The sequence below is a fragment of the Frankia sp. CcI156 genome (assembly GCF_001983015.1).
Classification (GTDB): Bacteria; Actinomycetota; Actinomycetes; order Frankiales; family Frankiaceae; genus Frankia; species Frankia casuarinae.
In genome coordinates, this window is sequence record NZ_MOMD01000001.1 from 166177 (window position 1) to 181881 (window position 15705).

Consider the following 15705-nt stretch of genomic DNA (forward strand, 5'->3'; position numbering starts at 1 on the left):
TAACGATCAAGAAAAGCAGGAAGGAGCGACCGGCCGGTGCTGGGCCTCGCGCTGACGTTTGTGATCATTGGTGTTTGGGCTTACGCGATCATCGATGTCTTCGGGACACCCCCCGAGGAGGTTCGGATCATGCCCAAACTCGCGTGGATCGTAGCAGTGATCTTCCTTGGTATCTTCGRCACCGCCGGATGGTTTTTCTTCGGTCGACCTCGCGCGAACAGCGTCGGCGAGCGGCCGTTGCGCCGGCCGGTCTCCGACCATCCGGCCTTCGGGCAACGATCGTCCTGGGGCATCGACAGCCGGCGTGATGGCGGCTTCGGCCGGTACAGCGCGCGGACGGGCACCCGCCGGGCCGCCGTCCGGCCGAAGGGTCCCGACGACGACCCGGACTTCATGCGGGAGCTGTCCGCCCGGATCCGCAAGGGCGAGGCCGGACCTCCGTCGTCATCGTCCCGCGGCTGAGCCGCATGGACGCGGGGGATCCAGGGGCACGAGCCCGCGGCTGACCGGCTCCGCGCACCGGGACGAGCAGCGGTCCGTCGTTCCGGTACGCGGCCGAGCGGGGTGTTCTCCGCAGGCTGCGGGTGGCCCGCCCGTTCTCCCCGGCGGGGCCAGGCCGGGACCAGGGAGCAGCAGCCGTGGGGAGGGTCAGATGCCGGCGTAGGAGTGCAGCCCCGAGATGACCAGATTCACCAGGTAGTAGTCCACGAACAGGGCGCTGAAGGCCAGCAGCGAGATCGCCGCGGCCCGCCGCCCACGCCATCCGGCCGTCGCGCGGGCGTGCAGGTAGGYGGCGTAGCAGACCCAGGTGATGAACGACCACGTCTCCTTGGGGTCCCACCCCCAGTAGCGGCCCCATGCTGATTCCGCCCAGATCGCCCCGGCAATGATCGCGAAGGTCCAGATCGGGAACGCGAACGCGATGACCCGGTAGGACAGGGTGTCGAGCGCCGCCGACGACGGCAGGCGCATGACGATGCCGCCCCGGCGCTGCATGGCCTGGCTCGCGTCAGCCCGTCCGGCCGCGACCTCGGCCAGCCGATTTTCCCAACGCTCCTTGACGAGGAACAACACCGTGGTCACGGCGGAGACCAGGAACACCCCGCTGGYGACGATCGCACCGACCACATGGATCTTGAGCCAGTACGAGTTGAGCGCGGGCACCAGCGGTCCCGCTGCGACATAGAGCACAGTGCCGGCGAAACCGAGCGAGAGCACGACCGGCAGCATGACGAAGACGCCCAGCCACCGGACCGGCTGCCGGATCATCAGGGCGAGAAACGTCGTGACCGCGATCAGGCAGATCATCGACGAGAACTCGTACATGTTGCCCCAGGGCACCCGGTCCGCCGCGAGGCCACGAGTGATGACGGACCCCAGGTGCAGCGTCCAGCCGACGACCGTCAGCGCGACGGCGATCCGCCCGATCCACCGGGCACGCGCGGGAACCGCCACGTCGCCGTCGTTACCGGCGGCCAGCGTGTGCGCGGCGTTCGCCCGCCGCCGGACAGCCTCGATCTCCCGGGCCCGGGCCGCAGCGAGGGCCACGGCGGCGGGGTCGGACGGGTCGATCGGGGTCGCGGCCCCGTCGGTCGGGCCGGCCGCCTCGGCGGGATCGGCGGCGCCGCCGATCCCGCCGGCCGCCGCCCCGATCAGCGCTGCCGGCAGCCCGGCCCCCTGCCGTGCCGGGACGGCCGCCGCCTCCTGAGCCACGTCGTGGCGCAGGCCGAGCCGGCTGAACGCGAACTCGGCCGCGTAGCCGAGCATCGCCGTGGCGTACACCGCCTCGCCGCTGCCAAACAGATGATCGGAAAGGCTGGCTACGCCCTCGTTGACCGCCATCAGTGCTCCCGTTCGCTGGCACTCGACGCGGCATCGCCGGCTGCGGTGCCACCCGGTTCGGTACTACTGGGTTCGGTACTGCCCGGCTCGGTACTGGCTGGTTCGGTACTGGCTGGTTCGGCGCCGCTCGATTCCGAGGCGGTCGGCACGGACCGGTCGGTGCCCGCGGGCCCGGTGGCCTCGCGGACCAGGGTCGTGAGCTGGGCCAGCTCGACGGCGAACCCGTCGGCGTCGGAGCGGGACAGCCCACCGATCTCCACCGTGCACCCACCGGYGGCCGCTGGCCGGGCCCGCACCCATACCCGGCGGCGGCGCACCCGAAGACTCGCGATCAGCCCGACGATGATGAGGACCGCGAAGAGCAACGCCTCACCCTTGAACGGGTCGGACTTGACCTGGAAGGTGGCGAACTCGGCTACGCGGTCGGCCTCGAGGCTCATCCCGCCGGGTAGCCCGGTAAGGGTGCGCTGCCGCGGGTTGTCGAGGGCCAGGACCTGCGCGGTGCGCTCGCTGCCCGCCGGACCCGTCATCGTGATCTGGCGCAGGTCGCGGGTGTCGACCGTGTAGACGTTCTGTGGAATGCCCTCGTTGAGATGGAGGTTGCCGACGAATCCCGTGATCGTCAGACCGGGCGCGCGGGCGGCGGGGAACGCGGAGACGTATCCCTGGGTCGGGTCGAGGCGGGTGGTCGGCGTGAACACGCCGCTGAAGGCCAGCTGCTGGGGCTCCTTGCGGACGCCCAGCGCGGGCAGTCCGGTGTCGGGGATCTTGACGGTGCAGGTTGAGGTGAACATGCCGTCCCGCGGGGTACACGGCACGTTCGCCTCCCAGACGACCTTGCGTGCGGCGTCGCGAAGCACGAAGTGCGGGGCGAATCCATGCCCGATGAGGTAAATCTTGGCGTTGCCGATCACCAGCGGATGGTTGACGCGGATGGTCGCCTTGCGGGTCGGGGCGTTCAGCGCGGCGGCATACGTGACGTCGGCGCRGAAGTCGGACGGCTGGCCGCTTGGCTGGAACGTGGCGTTGAACCGGTCCAGCGTGAGCGAGAACGGACGCAGCTTCGCGGTGTCGACGCGCTGACCAGCGTTGAACTGGTCATAGGAGATGATCGTGTTCGCGAACCCGCTCCCGGAAACGACGAGCACGGTCCCGGAGTATCCGTACCAGGAACCGAAGCCCACCGCGGCGAGCAGCCCCACCAGGGCAATGTGGAAGACGAGGTTGCCGGTCTCGCGCAGGTACCCCTTCTCCGCGGCGACGGAGTGGTCGGCAGTCCCCTTCGCGTCGTGGGCCTCCCCAGCTGTGGCCGTGGCCCGGAAGCGCCGTCGGCGCAGCGCCTGCCGGGCAGCCGCCATCGCGTCGGCGGACTCCATCGGACTCGTCCAGGCGCTGCCGCCGGGCAGCCGGCCGGGCCGGGCCGGGGCCTTCGGCGGCGCGGTGAACAGCGCCCTGGCATGCCAGCGGATCCGGGACGACAGGCAGCCAATCAGGGAGATGAACAGCAGCAGGTAGATCGCCGCGAACCAGGGCGCGGCGAAGACGTCAAACCCGGAGAACCGGTCGAGCAGCGGACCGAGGGTGGGGTGGTCGGCGCGGTACTGCTCTACCCGCATCGGGTTGATGGCGCGTTGCGGCAGCAGCGATCCGGGCACGGCAGCCAGGGCCAGCAGGAACAGCAGCAGCAGCGCGGTGCGCATGCTGGTGAGCTGACGCCAGGACCGGACGGCGAGGGCAAGGGCCGGATGCCGGGTGAACCGGCCACCGGCGCCGGGAGCGCGCCCCGGTCCGCCGGTCGGCGTACCGGGGTCGTCGGACGACGGACCGGCCGCGCTGTCCGGCGGATCGAACGCCTCGGGGGCGGCGGCGCGGGCGTCGGCGTGCCCCTCGGGCAGACGGCGCGCGCTGGCCGCCGCGTCGGAGTCGARTCCCGCGGACTCGACGGCGGAATCGAGGTCGGACTTCTCAAGGTCGGACTCGACCTCGACGGTGTCGATGGGTTCGACGTCGACGGACCCGGCGGCGAGTGGCGCGGGATCGACGGCGAGTGCTGCGGGATCGACGGTTCCGGACGCAGGCGCGAGCCGGGCGTTCGAACGGGTTGAGGAGGTCACAGCGGCGTCTCCGAGAAGCCGGGGGCGTAGGGCCGTAGGTTCGCAACCAGGTCGGCCCACTCCCCCGTGAGTTGAAGCACTCCGACCGTGACGAGCAGCATGCCGCCGAGCAGGGTCAGGATGCGGGTATGCCGTCGCAGCACCCGCAGGGCGCCGACGGCACGTCGGAAAGCCAGTCCGACGGCGAGGAACGGCAGCCCGAGCCCGAGGCAGTACACCGCGGAGAGGAACGCTCCCCGCTGCGCCGTCGCGCTCGTCACCGCCAGCCCCAGGACGGCCGACAACGTCGGGCCGAGGCAAGGCGTCCAGCCGATTCCGAAGAGCACCCCCAGCACGGGCGCGCCGAGCAGGCCGGGCGCCGGCAACCGGTGGATGCGCCACTCCCTGTTCGCCCAGGACAGCCGGGAGAACACGCCGGCGAACGCGAGTCCCATCACAATGGTGACAACCCCGAGAAGCTGGCTGACGCCGACCTGATGGCGGGTGAGCCACTGCCCGAGCCCACCGAACGCCGCGCCGTAGGACACGAAGACCGCGGTGAAGCCGAGCACGAACAGACCCGTGCCCGCGGCGACCCGCCCACCCGCGCGCAGCCGGTACAGCCGCGGCCCGGGCGACCCGGTCCCCTCGTCGTCCCGGGCGAGGGCACCGGAGACCGCCGCCCCGCCGRCCACCGCCATGCCCGGCACCGCCGGCACCGCTACGGACACCGCCGGCATCGCCGGTGCCCGGCCCGGCAGCCCGCCCGGGGTGGCGGCAACTCGCCTCGAACGATCCTGAAGCTCCGCCCCGGACAGGCCGGTGACGAAGCTGAGATAGCCCGGCACCAGCGGAAGGACGCAGGGGGAGAGAAAAGAGAGCAGTCCCGCCGCGGCGGCGACCGGCGCGGCGAGCAGGACCGGCCCGTCGGTGATGAGCCCGACCACGCTCACCGCGGGTCCTCCGCCCCGGGCAAACGGTGCCCGCTCACGCCTCGGCCTGCAGACGGCTCAACGCGGGCTTCAGGTCGTCGGGCAGCACACCACCGGTGAACCGGGCCGCGATCCGCCCGTTCTGGTCGAGCACGAACGTCGACGGGAGGCCCGGAGCGACCGGCCAGCCYGCGGCGAGGGTGCCCAGCTTGTCGACGATGCTCGGGTAGGACCTGCCGAAGTCCTGCGTGAAGGCCTTCGCACCGGAGACGGTGTCCTTCTCGTTGACACCGAGGAACGCCACCGTGGGGTTGTCCTTGGCCAGCTGGACCAGGCCTGGCGTCTCCGCGCGGCAGGGAGCGCACCACGAGGCCCAGAAATTGATCACAACGATCTTCCCTCGGTAGGACGAGAGGTCGAGGGAGGTCCCGTCGAGAGTCTTACCGGACAGGGGGGGTGCTGGATGCCGGTTTCCGGGGGCGGCGAAGTCCTGCCCGGCCGCCTGCTGGACGAAGCCGTAGCCCCCACCACCGGTGGCGTCGACCGAGTTCGCCCCGGGGGAGCAGGCGGCCAGCAGCCCGGCCGCCGCGAGCGCCACGGCGGCCAAGGCGATGCGTCCCGCCCGGCGGACACGGCGGGCCGACCAGGCCCGGCGCGTCCGCCGCATCGGGGCAATGCCTGTCACCGGCGGGTCCGACCTGTCATCCGACGCGGACCGCCATCCCTTCTCCGCCACGCGAACCAGTATGTGCCCTGCCCCTTCCCACCCGGGAACCTGTCTACGACCAACTGTAGAACTCAACTCAGGGTAGGTGGAGGGGCCGCGAGACGCGCATGGGCTTCTCGACGAAGGACACCTGTGGGCTTCATCTGCCAGGCGGGCACCGTTCCGCCGCCTCACCGGCCGCCGGCCACCGGCGGGACCGGGAGCGGACGGTAACCGCGGATCTGAAAACGGGCCGTGACGGTGGCGCTCCCGGGGAAGGCGGTTTCGGCCCGTCGGCGCAGCTGGTCGGGCGCCCGGTGATGGCCGGTCGGGCCCATCAGAGCCAGGTCGACGATCTGCTCGGTGTTCAGCGTGAGCGGAACGTCAACGTGCTCGACGATGATCGGCTCGAACCGTCCGGTGGTCCGTTCGTCGAGCCGGTCGCTCTTGCCCGTCTGTATCCCGACGAGTCCGAGCGGGCCGTGCAGCTCGGCGAGATGGCCCGGCCCGGGGGTGACGACGATGAGCAGCCCGTCGGGGCGCAGCACCCGGTGCATCTGGGCCAGGTTGCGCGGCGCGAAGACGTCGAGGAGCACGGCGACGGCGTGGTCGGCCACCGGCCAGGGGGCTGCGACGTCGAAGGAGACCGCGCCGATCCGGGGATGGGCACGCGCCGCGCGACGCAGGGCGTACTTGGAGACGTCGACGGCGAGGCCGACGGCGTCCGGTCGCGCACCGACCACGCCGGCCAGATGGTGCCCGGTCCCGGCACCGATGTCGAGGATCACCCGACCGGGCGGCCCGAATGGCCCCCCGGGGACGGGATGCGCGATCTGGGCCAGCCGGGCGGTGAGCGGCCCGTAGTGGCCACCACCGAGGAAGGACTCCCGCGCGGCGACCATGACGGCACTGTCGCCGACGACCCGCCGAGTCCGGCCGGTGCGCAGGTTGACATAGCCGCCGCGGCCGACGTCGAAGTCGTGCCCGGCGGGACAGCGCAGGGATCTGTCCGCCGGGTGCAGCGCGTGGCCGCACACGGGGCAGCGCAGAAACGGCAGMACGGCCCGCAGGGCCGCGAGGGCCGGCGGGGCAGCGACGGCCGGCGGGGCAGCGACGGCCGGCGCCGGTGACTCGGGACCGGTGGAGTTCGTCAGGCGCCGACCGATCCAGGCGTGTTCGCGGTCGGCCCGTTCGGCTCCGCGTACTCGACGCCGACGAGCTCGGAGTCCCGGTAGACGGCCGTGGTGACGCTCGCCAGCCCGCACTGCCGCCGGTCGGGACGGTGCCAGAGGGGCACTCTCTCCAGGGCACGCCGAGCCGTCCAGACCGGAAGCTGGTGGCTGACGAGCACGACGTGCCGACCGGGGTGGGCGTCGCGCCATTCCACGACGGCCACGAGCATCCGCGCGGCGATCTCGTCGTACGGTTCGCCCCAGGATGGGCGGAACGGATTGAGTAGCAGGCGCCACAGGGCGGGGTACCGGACCACCGCCGGGCCGGCCTCGAACGTTCTGCCCTCGAAGGCGTTGCGGCTTTCGATCAGCCGCGGGTCGACCTGGACGGCGAGTGCGTGCGCCGCGGCGATGGGCGCAGCGGTCTGCTGGGCACGATCCAGCGGACTCGCGACCACGGCCGCGACGTCCAGCTCCGCGAGGAACTCGGCGGTGACCTTCGCCTGCTGCTGGCCCTTGTCGGACAACCGGAACCCCGGCAGCCGGCCGTAGAGGATCTTCTCCGGGTTGAAGACCTCGCCGTGGCGGACCAGATGCACCCGGGTCAACGAAGTCGGCTCCGTCATGCCCGCCCCTCGGGAGAGGCGGAGACGGTCACCGGTTCGGGTACCGCCGCGGCGGCACGTGCGGCCGCCGGTGCCGCCGCGGCGATCCGCTCCACCGTCTCGTCGTCATGCGCGGCCGAGACGAACCACGCCTCGAACGCCGACGGCGGCAGGTAGATCCCGGCGTCGAGCATGCTGTGGAAGAACGCCGCGTACCGGGCGGTGTTCTGCGCCTGGGCGCCGGCGTAGTCGACCACGGTGGCGGCGTCGGTGAAGAAGAAGCTGAACAGCGATCCGGCGCTGCTCGGCAGGTGGGCCACGCCCTCCTCGGTCAACGCGGTTGAGACGATCCCGGCCACGTCGGCGGCGCGGGTGTCGACGGTGGCGTAGACCTCATCGGTGCAGGCCCGCAGGGTGGCGAGTCCGGCGGCGACGGCAATCGGGTTACCCGACAGCGTGCCCGCCTGGTACACCGGGCCGGCGGGTGCGAGCCTGGCCATCACGTCCGCCCGCCCGCCGAAGGCCGCCGCCGGCAGCCCGCCGCCCATCACCTTGCCGAAGGTGAACAGGTCCGGCGACCAGTCCTCGATCGCGCCCTCGTTGCCCCACCAGCCGGCGCGTGAGATGCGGAACCCGGTCATCACCTCGTCGAGAATGAGCAGCGCGCCGTGGATGTCGCACAGCCGGCGCAACCCGGCGTTGAAGCCGGGCAGCGGCGGGACGACCCCCATGTTGGCGGCGGCGGCCTCCGTGATGACCGCCGCGATCGTCTCACCGCGCTCGACGAAGACCGCCTCGACCAGCGCGAGATCGTTGTAGGGCAGAACGATGGTGTCCGCGGTGGCGGCGCCGGTGACTCCCGGGGTGTCCGGCAACCCGAGGGTCGCCACTCCGGAACCGGCGGAGGCGAGCAGCGCGTCAACGTGCCCGTGGTAGCAGCCGGCGAACTTGATGATGGTCGACCGGCCGGTGAAACCCCGGGCCAGTCGCACGGCGCTCATCGTCGCCTCGGTGCCGGAGTTGACCAGGCGCACCTTCTCGACCGGGCCGACCCGGTCGACGATCAGCTCCGCGAGCTCCACCTCCCCCGGTGTGGGGGTGCCGAAGCTGGTGCCGACCGAGACGGCGCGCGACACCGCCTCGACGACGGCCGGATGGGCATGCCCGAGGATCATCGGCCCCCACGAGCACACCAGGTCGATGTAGGTACGCCCGTCCGCATCGGTCAGATAGGGGCCGTTGCCCGCCACCATGAAGCGCGGCGTGCCGCCGACGGCACGGAAGGCTCGGACCGGAGAATTGACCCCACCGGGAACAACACGCTCGGCGCGCCGGAAAAGCTCCTCGGATGCCGGCGCGGCAGACGGAACCACCATGCCCACGATCCTCGCAGGTCGGCTCCGCCTCCCGCGCCCCGCGTGTCCGGTGGCACGCCGCGTCCTCCTCCCCGGTCCATGCTCCGCGTTGACCCACCCGCCACCATCGCTGGAAGCCATCGCTGGAAGCCATCGCTGGAAGCCGCCGGTGGACGGGGGTCTGCCCCGGCCGCCCACCGACGGCGGCTCGTGCGCCCGGTCCTCCCCGGACACCCGCGGCCGTCGGTCGGCCGCTGTCCCTCCCAGGCCCCGGCGTTCGGCGATCCACCGCCGGTCGGCCCGATCTCGATGGGCGAGGACTACCGCGAGGGCTACAAGGAAGACGACGACGTTGTCCCGATGGTTGTCCTGGTGGTTGTCMTGGTGGTTGTCCTGGTGCTGCTTGCCCTAATGGTGCCCGGTACGCCRCCCACACGACCCACTCCAGTCAATGATCATTAGGGATYATTGAGGCAAGCCTGGCCCACGCCGGACGGATTCCGTCTCGGGACGGCCGCGGGATGAGGAGCTTCTCGCCGAGGCAGGTAATACTCGCCCGTGGGCCCGTCTGATAACCTCAGAATTCGCGGCACGCCGTCTTCGGGGTACTACACGTCAGATCYTCGGGGGACACTCGACGTGGCAGAGACGCAGTCCGTTAACCAGCGTGTACTGAACAGCCCGAGTGATCATTAGTCGAAATTCGTTGGCGGCCTCACCCGCAAGGACCGGCGAGGTCRTATAGTAGGAATTGTAGAGTGCTGCCAGATCCAGTAGATAGCGGACGAGAATGGCCGRGCTATCCTCGCCTGTTGCTCTGGTAATCTTGCTAGGCAACTCCTGCAACCTGAGAATGAGCTGCGCCTCTTGGTCGCTGACCTCGAAATGTGTCAGGTCAACCAGACTCGGCACGGGCTTGCCCCATTTCCGTAGGATTGCCCGTGCGCGGCATGCGGTGTAGACAACATACGGTCCTCCTGACTTCTCGAAGGCCGTCAAGGTCGGAGAAAGATCTCMGCGAGCCATGGCGACAGTCGTCTTCATGTCCTGCTTGAGGTCGTTGAAGACGAGCGAGCCGACCGCCAACTGCTGGGCGGCGACGGAGAGTTCCTCCTCCGTCATCGTGCCGCGCTCCGCAGACCTCTTCCAAAAGTGCTCGAATGACATTTTCAGTAGATCGTTTACTCCGGCGACGCTGTCTCGGCTTGAGAGCTTCCGGCCAGTCTTCTCATCGACGTAGAAGCCAAAGTAGATGTGTCGGAGGTCCAGTTCGTCACGGCTTGCGATGCCCAGGACCTCGACAGCTTGAAAGAGCCGCGCGAAATGGACGCGCTGCTCTTGGCCCACGACATAGTAGATGCCGGACGGGTCGAAGATATCACGGCGGAGCTTGATGGCTCCGACGTCGCGTGTCGCGTAGATGCTCCGGCCGTCCGACCTGCGGACCACGAACCGCTCGTTTCCTGGAAGAGGAACGACGATGGCTCCGAGATCCTTCCGGGCGAATTCCACAGTCCGGTCGCGAACGGCGGAGGTGATCTCACCGGCAGACATGGCCTGCTMGATCTTGGYGATTTCCTCGCGCAGGCGACTCTCCGTGAACTCGAATGCCCGGCCGTCGCGCAGAGCGGTCTCGATCACCTCATTACCGGCCTGGAAGTAAAAGCTTTCACCGATCGTGAAGTCGATGTGGATGTCGAGTGCTTCATAGAAAGAACGGAAATCTGCAAGGCTCCAGTCCACCATCTTGGACCAGAGTTCCACCTCCTCGGAGTCTCCGCCTTCCAGCCTCGCAAAGCGGGCATCCGACGCCTCCACGTAACCCTTGAACGCAGACTCAAGCSCATCCTTGCTGTCCACGCCCGGGAAATAGCGCTGGAGCACGGCGGCGTCCGATTCGCTGGCGCCGCCCAGCCCTCCGCCGGAGGCAACCACCCTCTCCAGCGCGCGGCGGATGGCGTAGATCTCCAGCAGGCGATCGTTCTCGGTCATGGCTGCGGGAAACATATCGCCGAAACGGCGAAACCCCTCCAGCATGAAACCGAATCCGCCGAAGTCATTGATGTGGTTCAACCGGTATACGAGCGCACCGCATGCTTGGTGTAGATTGCCGAGCACATGCCCAATGATAGTTGATCGGACGTGTCCGGCGTGAAGCTTCTTCGCGACGTTCGGCGACGAGTATTCGATGATGAGGGTCCGCCTGGCGGCACTGTCGTTCTCGCCGAATCTATCGCCAAGGCTGTTGATCCCCTGGACGGCCTGCGCCAGCCAGTTATCGGACAGCGTGAGATTGATGTAGATGCCTTTGGCGGTGGCCTCGGAAATTACCTTCTTGAGCTCCTCGACCTGCAGGGCCTCGATGGCCCGCGGAATGTAGGTCCTAACGAACTCTTTCGYGCCCGCCTCTTTAAGGAGCATCGGCATCTTAACCGTCACGTCGGCGCCGAACTTCTCTCGGGAGATCAACTCGATCTCTGCCGTGAGATCGGAACGCGCAAACTTCTCCTGCAATGCTTGCGTGACGATCGCACTTAGCCTTGCCAGCGGATAGTCGCGTGACGAAGGAAAGGCCGCGGGGCGAGACCCGCGAACCCGGTCGCGGAGATCTTCGATATCACGCCTACGCGTGGAGGTCACCTGGGCAAGCATATTCACGGCTCAGAGTTTATCAGGGCGGCATAGATTGGCTGGTGGAGGCGGTGTTTGCCCGTTCCTCATGTTGGGCGTTGGGCTTCGTGCGGACGATTTCGTGGCGGTTCGTCGGCACGGTGGCCGGGCTGGCACAGCCGATCCGAGCCCTCAGTCGGAGCATCGCTCGGCCCCGGTCCGCCAGCGCCCTGTCCGACCCGGGCGAGGACGAGTGCAGCGGCTGGGCCAGCACGCAGCCGACGAGGCCCCGGCGGTGTTGGTTCAGGCCGCGGGCCGGGACGGTGCCGATGGAACTTCCACCACCCCTCCCCCAAGCGACCCAGTCGACGCAGGTTTTCACGCTCCGTGAAAGTGGCGGACGTCACACCAGTCGAGGCTTCTGATCGTTTCCAGACTCGCTCGGACGTCCGTACCCCTCCGCGCCCCCGAACCGGCGATCGGCACAATGCGGCCGTTCCGATCCCCACAGCCCGCCGTCTGTAGGGATCGCGCGACGTTGGCCATCCCGGGGCCTGGTGAGAGGTGTACGGGATCTCGGTGGCCGCCGATCTGGTCGGGATGGACCCGCAGAGCCTGCGTCTGTACGAGCGGCGCGGGCTGCTGGAGCCGGCCCGCACCGACGGCGGGACCCRCCGCTACAGCAGCGACGACCTGGCCCGGCTTCAACGGATCGGGCATCTATCTGCGATCCCTAGACCGTTGTAGGAAACGGATCTACTTGGCCACTCCGAGCTGGCAGGTCGCGGTTGTTGGCCAGCGCCAGCGCCCCGGCTGGCCACCGTAGTTGGCCAGCCGGGGCACGCCTAGGATGATCGGCCATGGCCGAGTCTGCCCCGAACTATCTGACGACCGTCGCGGCGGCGTATGACGGCGTGGCCGAGGTGTATGCCGAGCTATTCGCCGACGTGCTCGACCGCCAGCCGCTGGAGCGTGCGCTGCTGTCCGCGTTCGCCGACCTCACGCGCCCCCTGCCCGGCCCGGTCGCCGACCTCGGCTGCGGGCCCGGCTATGCGACGGCCCACCTGCACCGCTTGGGGCTGGACGTGTTCGGCGTGGACCTGTCACCGAAGATGATCGCTATCGCTCGACGCTCACATCCACAGCTGCGTTTCGAGGTGGGCACGATGACCGCGCTGGACCTGCCGGACGGCATCCTCAGCGGCGCCCTGTGCCGCTACTCGCTCATCCACACCCCGCCCGCCGACATCCCCGCCATCCTCGCCGAGATCTACCGCCTCCTTGCACCCGGCGGCCACCTGCTCCTCGGCTTTCTGGCCACCGACGAGCCCGCGGCCGGGGTGCACGCCTATGACCACCGGGTCACCGGCGCGTACCGCTGGCCGCCCGACCACCTCACCGAGCTGGCACGGCAGGCAGGACTGGTCGAGGTCGCCCAGCTGGTACGAGCACCGACGGACGAAGAACGAGGCCGACAGGCCCAGCTACTGGCCCGCCGCCCCCAGCAGACGTAGGCCTCCACCGGATTACGCCCGTACCGGCACCGAGACCACCTCACATCCGAAACAGCCCATCCTCAGGCAACCGGCCCCCTCGCCGTCGCTCGGCGCGGCCAGAGGAGGGGCCGACGGGCAGCGTCTACTTGGCCATTTTTGGCGATCCAGGAGGCGGCGGAGGCGCTGTTCGTCGTGATGCAGAACCTGGTGTCAGGTGAACCGATCGGCGAGGTCGCGCAGTCTGCGTGCCGCGGCGAGGACGTCCTGAACATCACCGCCGCCTGGCAGGATCGCTGACTCCTCCATCCTGGTCGCGTAGCGCAGGTAGCGGTCTCGCGCGTAGTCCCGGCACGGCAGGCAGGTGACACGTTCGGGATGGGTGGAGGTCGAGGCATACGAGACCTGCGTGCCGCATCCCGTCCGCACCGCGTGAGGTGCGTCGCCGACGAGCCCGAACACTGATGCCGTCACCGCGCGCAGATCGGCGCTGGCGTTCGGCACGGCCCACTCGACATGTACATGCGGGTCGTCCACGCTGCCCCTCCTTCGAACCCATCGTCCCATCGGGCCCGCCGGTTCGTCGCTGTCTGCGGGCAGACCTGCGATGTCTGCGTGGCCGTACGGTGGAACCCGTGATCCTCCCCAAGGAGCGGGACCCCCGGTTCATCACGGTTCGCCGTGGGGGCACGCTCACGGACTCCGATCRTCAGCTCCTGGCCGTGTGGGCGGCAGCCTGCGCAGAACACGTTCTGTACCTCTTCGAGTCGGTGCAGCCGTCGGACCCCCGGCCCCGCCATGCGATCGAGCAGATTCGAGCCTGGTCGCGAGGCGAGATCACGATGTCCCAGTCCCGCTCGGCAGGCGGCCATGCCATGGCCGCCGCCAGGGTGATGAGCGGAGCGGCTCGTCACGCGGCGTTCGCCGCCGGTCAGGCCGGGGTGGTCGCCCATGTCGCCGCACACGAACTCGGTGCCGCGGCCTACGCGATCAAGGCCGCGCGGGCGGCGGCGCCCGCCGGCGAAGCTGAGGCCGCCGCACGGCTTGAGTGCCGTTGGCAGCGAGAACAGCTCCCGGACGCGATTCGCGAACTGGTTCTGGACGATCAGCGACTGCGCAACGACATCTGCTGGTCAGTGTTCGACGGCTGACACTGCTGCGACCGTCGTGGCCTGTCTGAGGACGGGATGCGGCGAGGTGGAACATCAGCGGTTCGATGCGGAACCGGCCCTCGGCCGGGGCGGCGAGTTCCTCCTCGACGACGTCGGACGTTAACCYGGTTCATCACGAATGCCCGTGGCGTCGCGCCCCAGGAACAGTCATGACGGAGTGGGTCAGGAGGGTGTCCTCCCCGGATTCCGAGTGCGGTCGAGGAGATCAAGGATGGGCAGGAGGGTGTGGGCGAGGTGTTCGCCGTGCGGGGTGAGCATGAGGTGTTCTTGATCGTCGGTGTGCAGCAGTGCGGCGCCGACGGTGTGTTCAAGGTGGTGGATCTGCCGTCTGAGGGCGTCGGTGCGGATGCCGAGGGCGCGGGCGGCGTCGCGGAGGTGGGCGTGGCCGGGGGTGGCGAGCAGTCTGCGGACACGCTGTTCGGCGCCTCGGCCGTCGAGGACGGTCCAGGTCAGCGGGGTGAACGCGTCGGGTCCTCCGTGCGGGGCCAGGGGGTGGGTGTGGGCGGCGGTGCCGCGGCGGGTGGGGATGCCGAGGGCGCGTGCTCGGGCGCTGACGTCGGTGCCATGGATGCCGAGCTCGGCGGCGATGTCGGCGAAGTGTCGTCGCTTGACTTCGTATTGCTCGCGTAGCCAGGCGGGATCGACCGCGGCGAGGATCGCGCGCCCGGACAGCTGGGTGGGCTCCGTGATGGTCGGGGGCTGGACAGTGTGGGGCGGTTCGATGGGGGCGGGGTCGGTGGGCCCAGAGTTCCCGGCGGTGCACGCGGGTGGGGTCGAGGCCGGGCCAGGTGATGCCGGTGATCCAGTCGAAGGGCGGTTCCCAGGTGACAGGTTCGTCGACCCTGCCGCGGCGCAGGATGTGTGCGGCGCGGTCGTGCAGATAAGCGATCGCGCCAGGCGGTCTCGTCGAAGTCAGGCTGGCGCAGGCGTCGCCATCGCCGGCGGCGGGCGTAATCGATGGGGGCGCCGTGGGTGTCGAAGGCGACGGCGTGCAGGTCGTCGAGGCGCTGCGCGACACCCGCCGGCCGGGCGACGGTGCCAGGATGGCTGCGGCCGAGCTCGGCGAGCAGATTGTCTACGTGACGTTGCGCGGTGACGATCGGACCATCGGGACGCAGCGCGACCGCGTCGGTGTCGGCGGGTGGGGCCGTGCAGGCGGGCGGCTGGCGTCCGCGCGGGTGTGACGGGAGCGGCAGGCCGGTCGTGTCGCACCGTCCCGGGGCCGCGGGGCGGCTGGTCAAGGGCGGGGCGGTGAGCCCGGCCGCAGGCGAGGCAGGTGTCGACGAGCAGAAGATGATGACGGGTGCAGGCGAAGGTCCAGGGCAGCCGCCAGGCCAGCATCCACCGTCCGCCGTTGCCGGCGAGGCACCGGGGGCAGAACCGTGATCCTTTGAGCTGGTTCCACCAGCGGGGCGGCCGGGGCCGTCCGGTCGGCCGGATACCGCCGAGTAGGCCGGTGCCGTCGTAACGGGCGAGGGTCATCGCGGTGAGAGTCTGTGGCCGAAGGCCAGTGACGGTGGCGAGCGCGGCGCGTTCGACGGGGTCGAGCCGGTAGGTCCAGGGCCGGTGGCCGAGCTTCTCGGTGCTCGGCTGACCTGCCAGGCCCGCGAGGGTGAGGATGTCGGAGACCTCGGCGTGCAGCAGGCGGGCGTAGGCGTGCAGGTAGCTGTCGAGGTCCTCACCGGGCAGCGGGGCCAGCCGGATCGGGATGCTGTCGACCACCGG

General features: G+C 69.7%; 14 protein-coding genes and 2 pseudogenes. 5 read left to right on the forward strand and 11 right to left on the reverse strand.

Annotated features, from left to right (window positions below):
* Nucleotides 1-60: 60 nt before the first annotated feature.
* On the forward strand, nucleotides 61-462 hold the full coding sequence (locus tag CcI156_RS00830; protein WP_371681738.1) for a PLD nuclease N-terminal domain-containing protein: 402 nt from the start codon (nucleotides 61-63) through the stop codon (nucleotides 460-462).
* Nucleotides 463-648: 186 nt separating this feature from the next.
* Here the strand turns inward: CcI156_RS00830 and ccsB are convergent, their stop codons facing one another.
* The 8 genes from ccsB to argS form a co-directional block, all read right to left on the reverse strand.
* Entirely contained in the window at nucleotides 649-1842 is a 1194-nt protein-coding gene (ccsB, locus tag CcI156_RS00835) for a c-type cytochrome biogenesis protein CcsB (protein WP_076803984.1), read from the reverse strand.
* Nucleotides 1842-3956 (reverse strand): cytochrome c biogenesis protein ResB, encoded by a 2115-nt coding sequence (locus tag CcI156_RS00840; protein WP_076803985.1) that lies wholly within the window; start codon nucleotides 3954-3956, stop codon nucleotides 1842-1844. Before CcI156_RS00840 ends, ccsB begins: the two co-directional genes overlap by 1 nt.
* Complete coding sequence (locus CcI156_RS00845) at nucleotides 3953-4888, reverse strand: cytochrome c biogenesis CcdA family protein (protein ID WP_076803986.1); 936 nt, start codon at nucleotides 4886-4888, stop codon at nucleotides 3953-3955. The genes CcI156_RS00840 and CcI156_RS00845 overlap by 4 nt, the downstream gene beginning before the upstream one ends.
* A 34-nt stretch (nucleotides 4889-4922) precedes the next feature.
* Nucleotides 4923-5552, reverse strand: a complete 630-nt coding sequence (locus CcI156_RS00850) for a TlpA disulfide reductase family protein (RefSeq protein ID WP_011434970.1) — start codon at nucleotides 5550-5552, stop codon at nucleotides 4923-4925.
* Nucleotides 5553-5764: 212 nt separating this feature from the next.
* Nucleotides 5765-6610 carry a putative RNA methyltransferase gene (locus CcI156_RS00855; protein ID WP_254847219.1) on the reverse strand — a complete coding sequence of 282 codons (846 nt, stop codon included), beginning with the start codon at nucleotides 6608-6610 and terminating at the stop codon, nucleotides 5765-5767.
* A 113-nt stretch (nucleotides 6611-6723) separates the two neighbouring features.
* Entirely contained in the window at nucleotides 6724-7371 is a 648-nt protein-coding gene (locus CcI156_RS00860; RefSeq protein ID WP_011434968.1) for a histidine phosphatase family protein, read from the reverse strand.
* Nucleotides 7368-8726 (reverse strand): glutamate-1-semialdehyde 2,1-aminomutase, encoded by a 1359-nt coding sequence (gene hemL / locus CcI156_RS00865; RefSeq protein WP_011434967.1) that lies wholly within the window; start codon nucleotides 8724-8726, stop codon nucleotides 7368-7370. The genes CcI156_RS00860 and hemL overlap by 4 nt, the downstream gene beginning before the upstream one ends.
* 594 nt (nucleotides 8727-9320) lie before the next feature.
* Nucleotides 9321-11357: an arginine--tRNA ligase gene (gene argS / locus CcI156_RS00875; RefSeq protein ID WP_254847227.1), complete on the reverse strand. Its 2037-nt coding sequence runs from the start codon at nucleotides 11355-11357 to the stop codon at nucleotides 9321-9323.
* A 522-nt stretch (nucleotides 11358-11879) separates the two neighbouring features.
* Between argS and CcI156_RS00880 the strand changes: the two are divergent.
* Both CcI156_RS00880 and CcI156_RS00885 read left to right on the forward strand, forming a co-directional pair.
* Nucleotides 11880-12044 (forward strand): annotated as a pseudogene (locus CcI156_RS00880) (MerR family transcriptional regulator); the annotation flags it as partial.
* A 131-nt stretch (nucleotides 12045-12175) separates the two neighbouring features.
* Nucleotides 12176-12829 carry a class I SAM-dependent methyltransferase gene (locus CcI156_RS00885; RefSeq protein ID WP_011434963.1) on the forward strand — a complete coding sequence of 218 codons (654 nt, stop codon included), beginning with the start codon at nucleotides 12176-12178 and terminating at the stop codon, nucleotides 12827-12829.
* A 192-nt stretch (nucleotides 12830-13021) separates the two neighbouring features.
* On the opposite strand, the gene CcI156_RS00890 is transcribed toward CcI156_RS00885, so the two are convergent.
* Nucleotides 13022-13345, reverse strand: coding sequence for a hypothetical protein (locus CcI156_RS00890; RefSeq protein ID WP_023839810.1), 324 nt, complete (start codon nucleotides 13343-13345; stop codon nucleotides 13022-13024).
* A 98-nt stretch (nucleotides 13346-13443) separates the two neighbouring features.
* Between CcI156_RS00890 and CcI156_RS00895 the strand changes: the two genes are divergently transcribed.
* Nucleotides 13444-13959, forward strand: a complete 516-nt coding sequence (locus CcI156_RS00895; protein WP_076804052.1) for a putative immunity protein — start codon at nucleotides 13444-13446, stop codon at nucleotides 13957-13959.
* A gap of 183 nt (nucleotides 13960-14142) precedes the next feature.
* Here CcI156_RS00895 and CcI156_RS27545 read toward each other — a convergent pair whose 3' ends face one another.
* Nucleotides 14143-14877: a LysR family transcriptional regulator gene (locus CcI156_RS27545; protein WP_084680664.1), complete on the reverse strand. Its 735-nt coding sequence runs from the start codon at nucleotides 14875-14877 to the stop codon at nucleotides 14143-14145.
* A gap of 71 nt (nucleotides 14878-14948) precedes the next feature.
* On the opposite strand from CcI156_RS27545, the gene CcI156_RS26495 reads away from it, so the two are divergent.
* Nucleotides 14949-15164 carry a hypothetical protein gene (locus tag CcI156_RS26495; RefSeq protein WP_023839813.1) on the forward strand — a complete coding sequence of 72 codons (216 nt, stop codon included), beginning with the start codon at nucleotides 14949-14951 and terminating at the stop codon, nucleotides 15162-15164.
* Nucleotides 15165-15276: 112 nt separating this feature from the next.
* On the opposite strand, the pseudogene CcI156_RS27550 reads toward CcI156_RS26495, so the two are convergent.
* Nucleotides 15277-15702, reverse strand: a pseudogene (locus CcI156_RS27550) (TniQ family protein); the annotation flags it as partial.
* Nucleotides 15703-15705 lie beyond the last annotated feature (3 nt).

Coding starts and splice junctions, on each gene's coding strand:
- CcI156_RS00885 (WP_011434963.1), top strand. CDS start 12,176: ATGGCCGAGTCTGCCCCGAACTATCTGACGACCGTCGCGGCGGCGTAT.
- hemL (WP_011434967.1), bottom strand. CDS start 8,726: ATGGTGGTTCCGTCTGCCGCGCCGGCATCCGAGGAGCTTTTCCGGCGC.
- CcI156_RS00860 (WP_011434968.1), bottom strand. CDS start 7,371: ATGACGGAGCCGACTTCGTTGACCCGGGTGCATCTGGTCCGCCACGGC.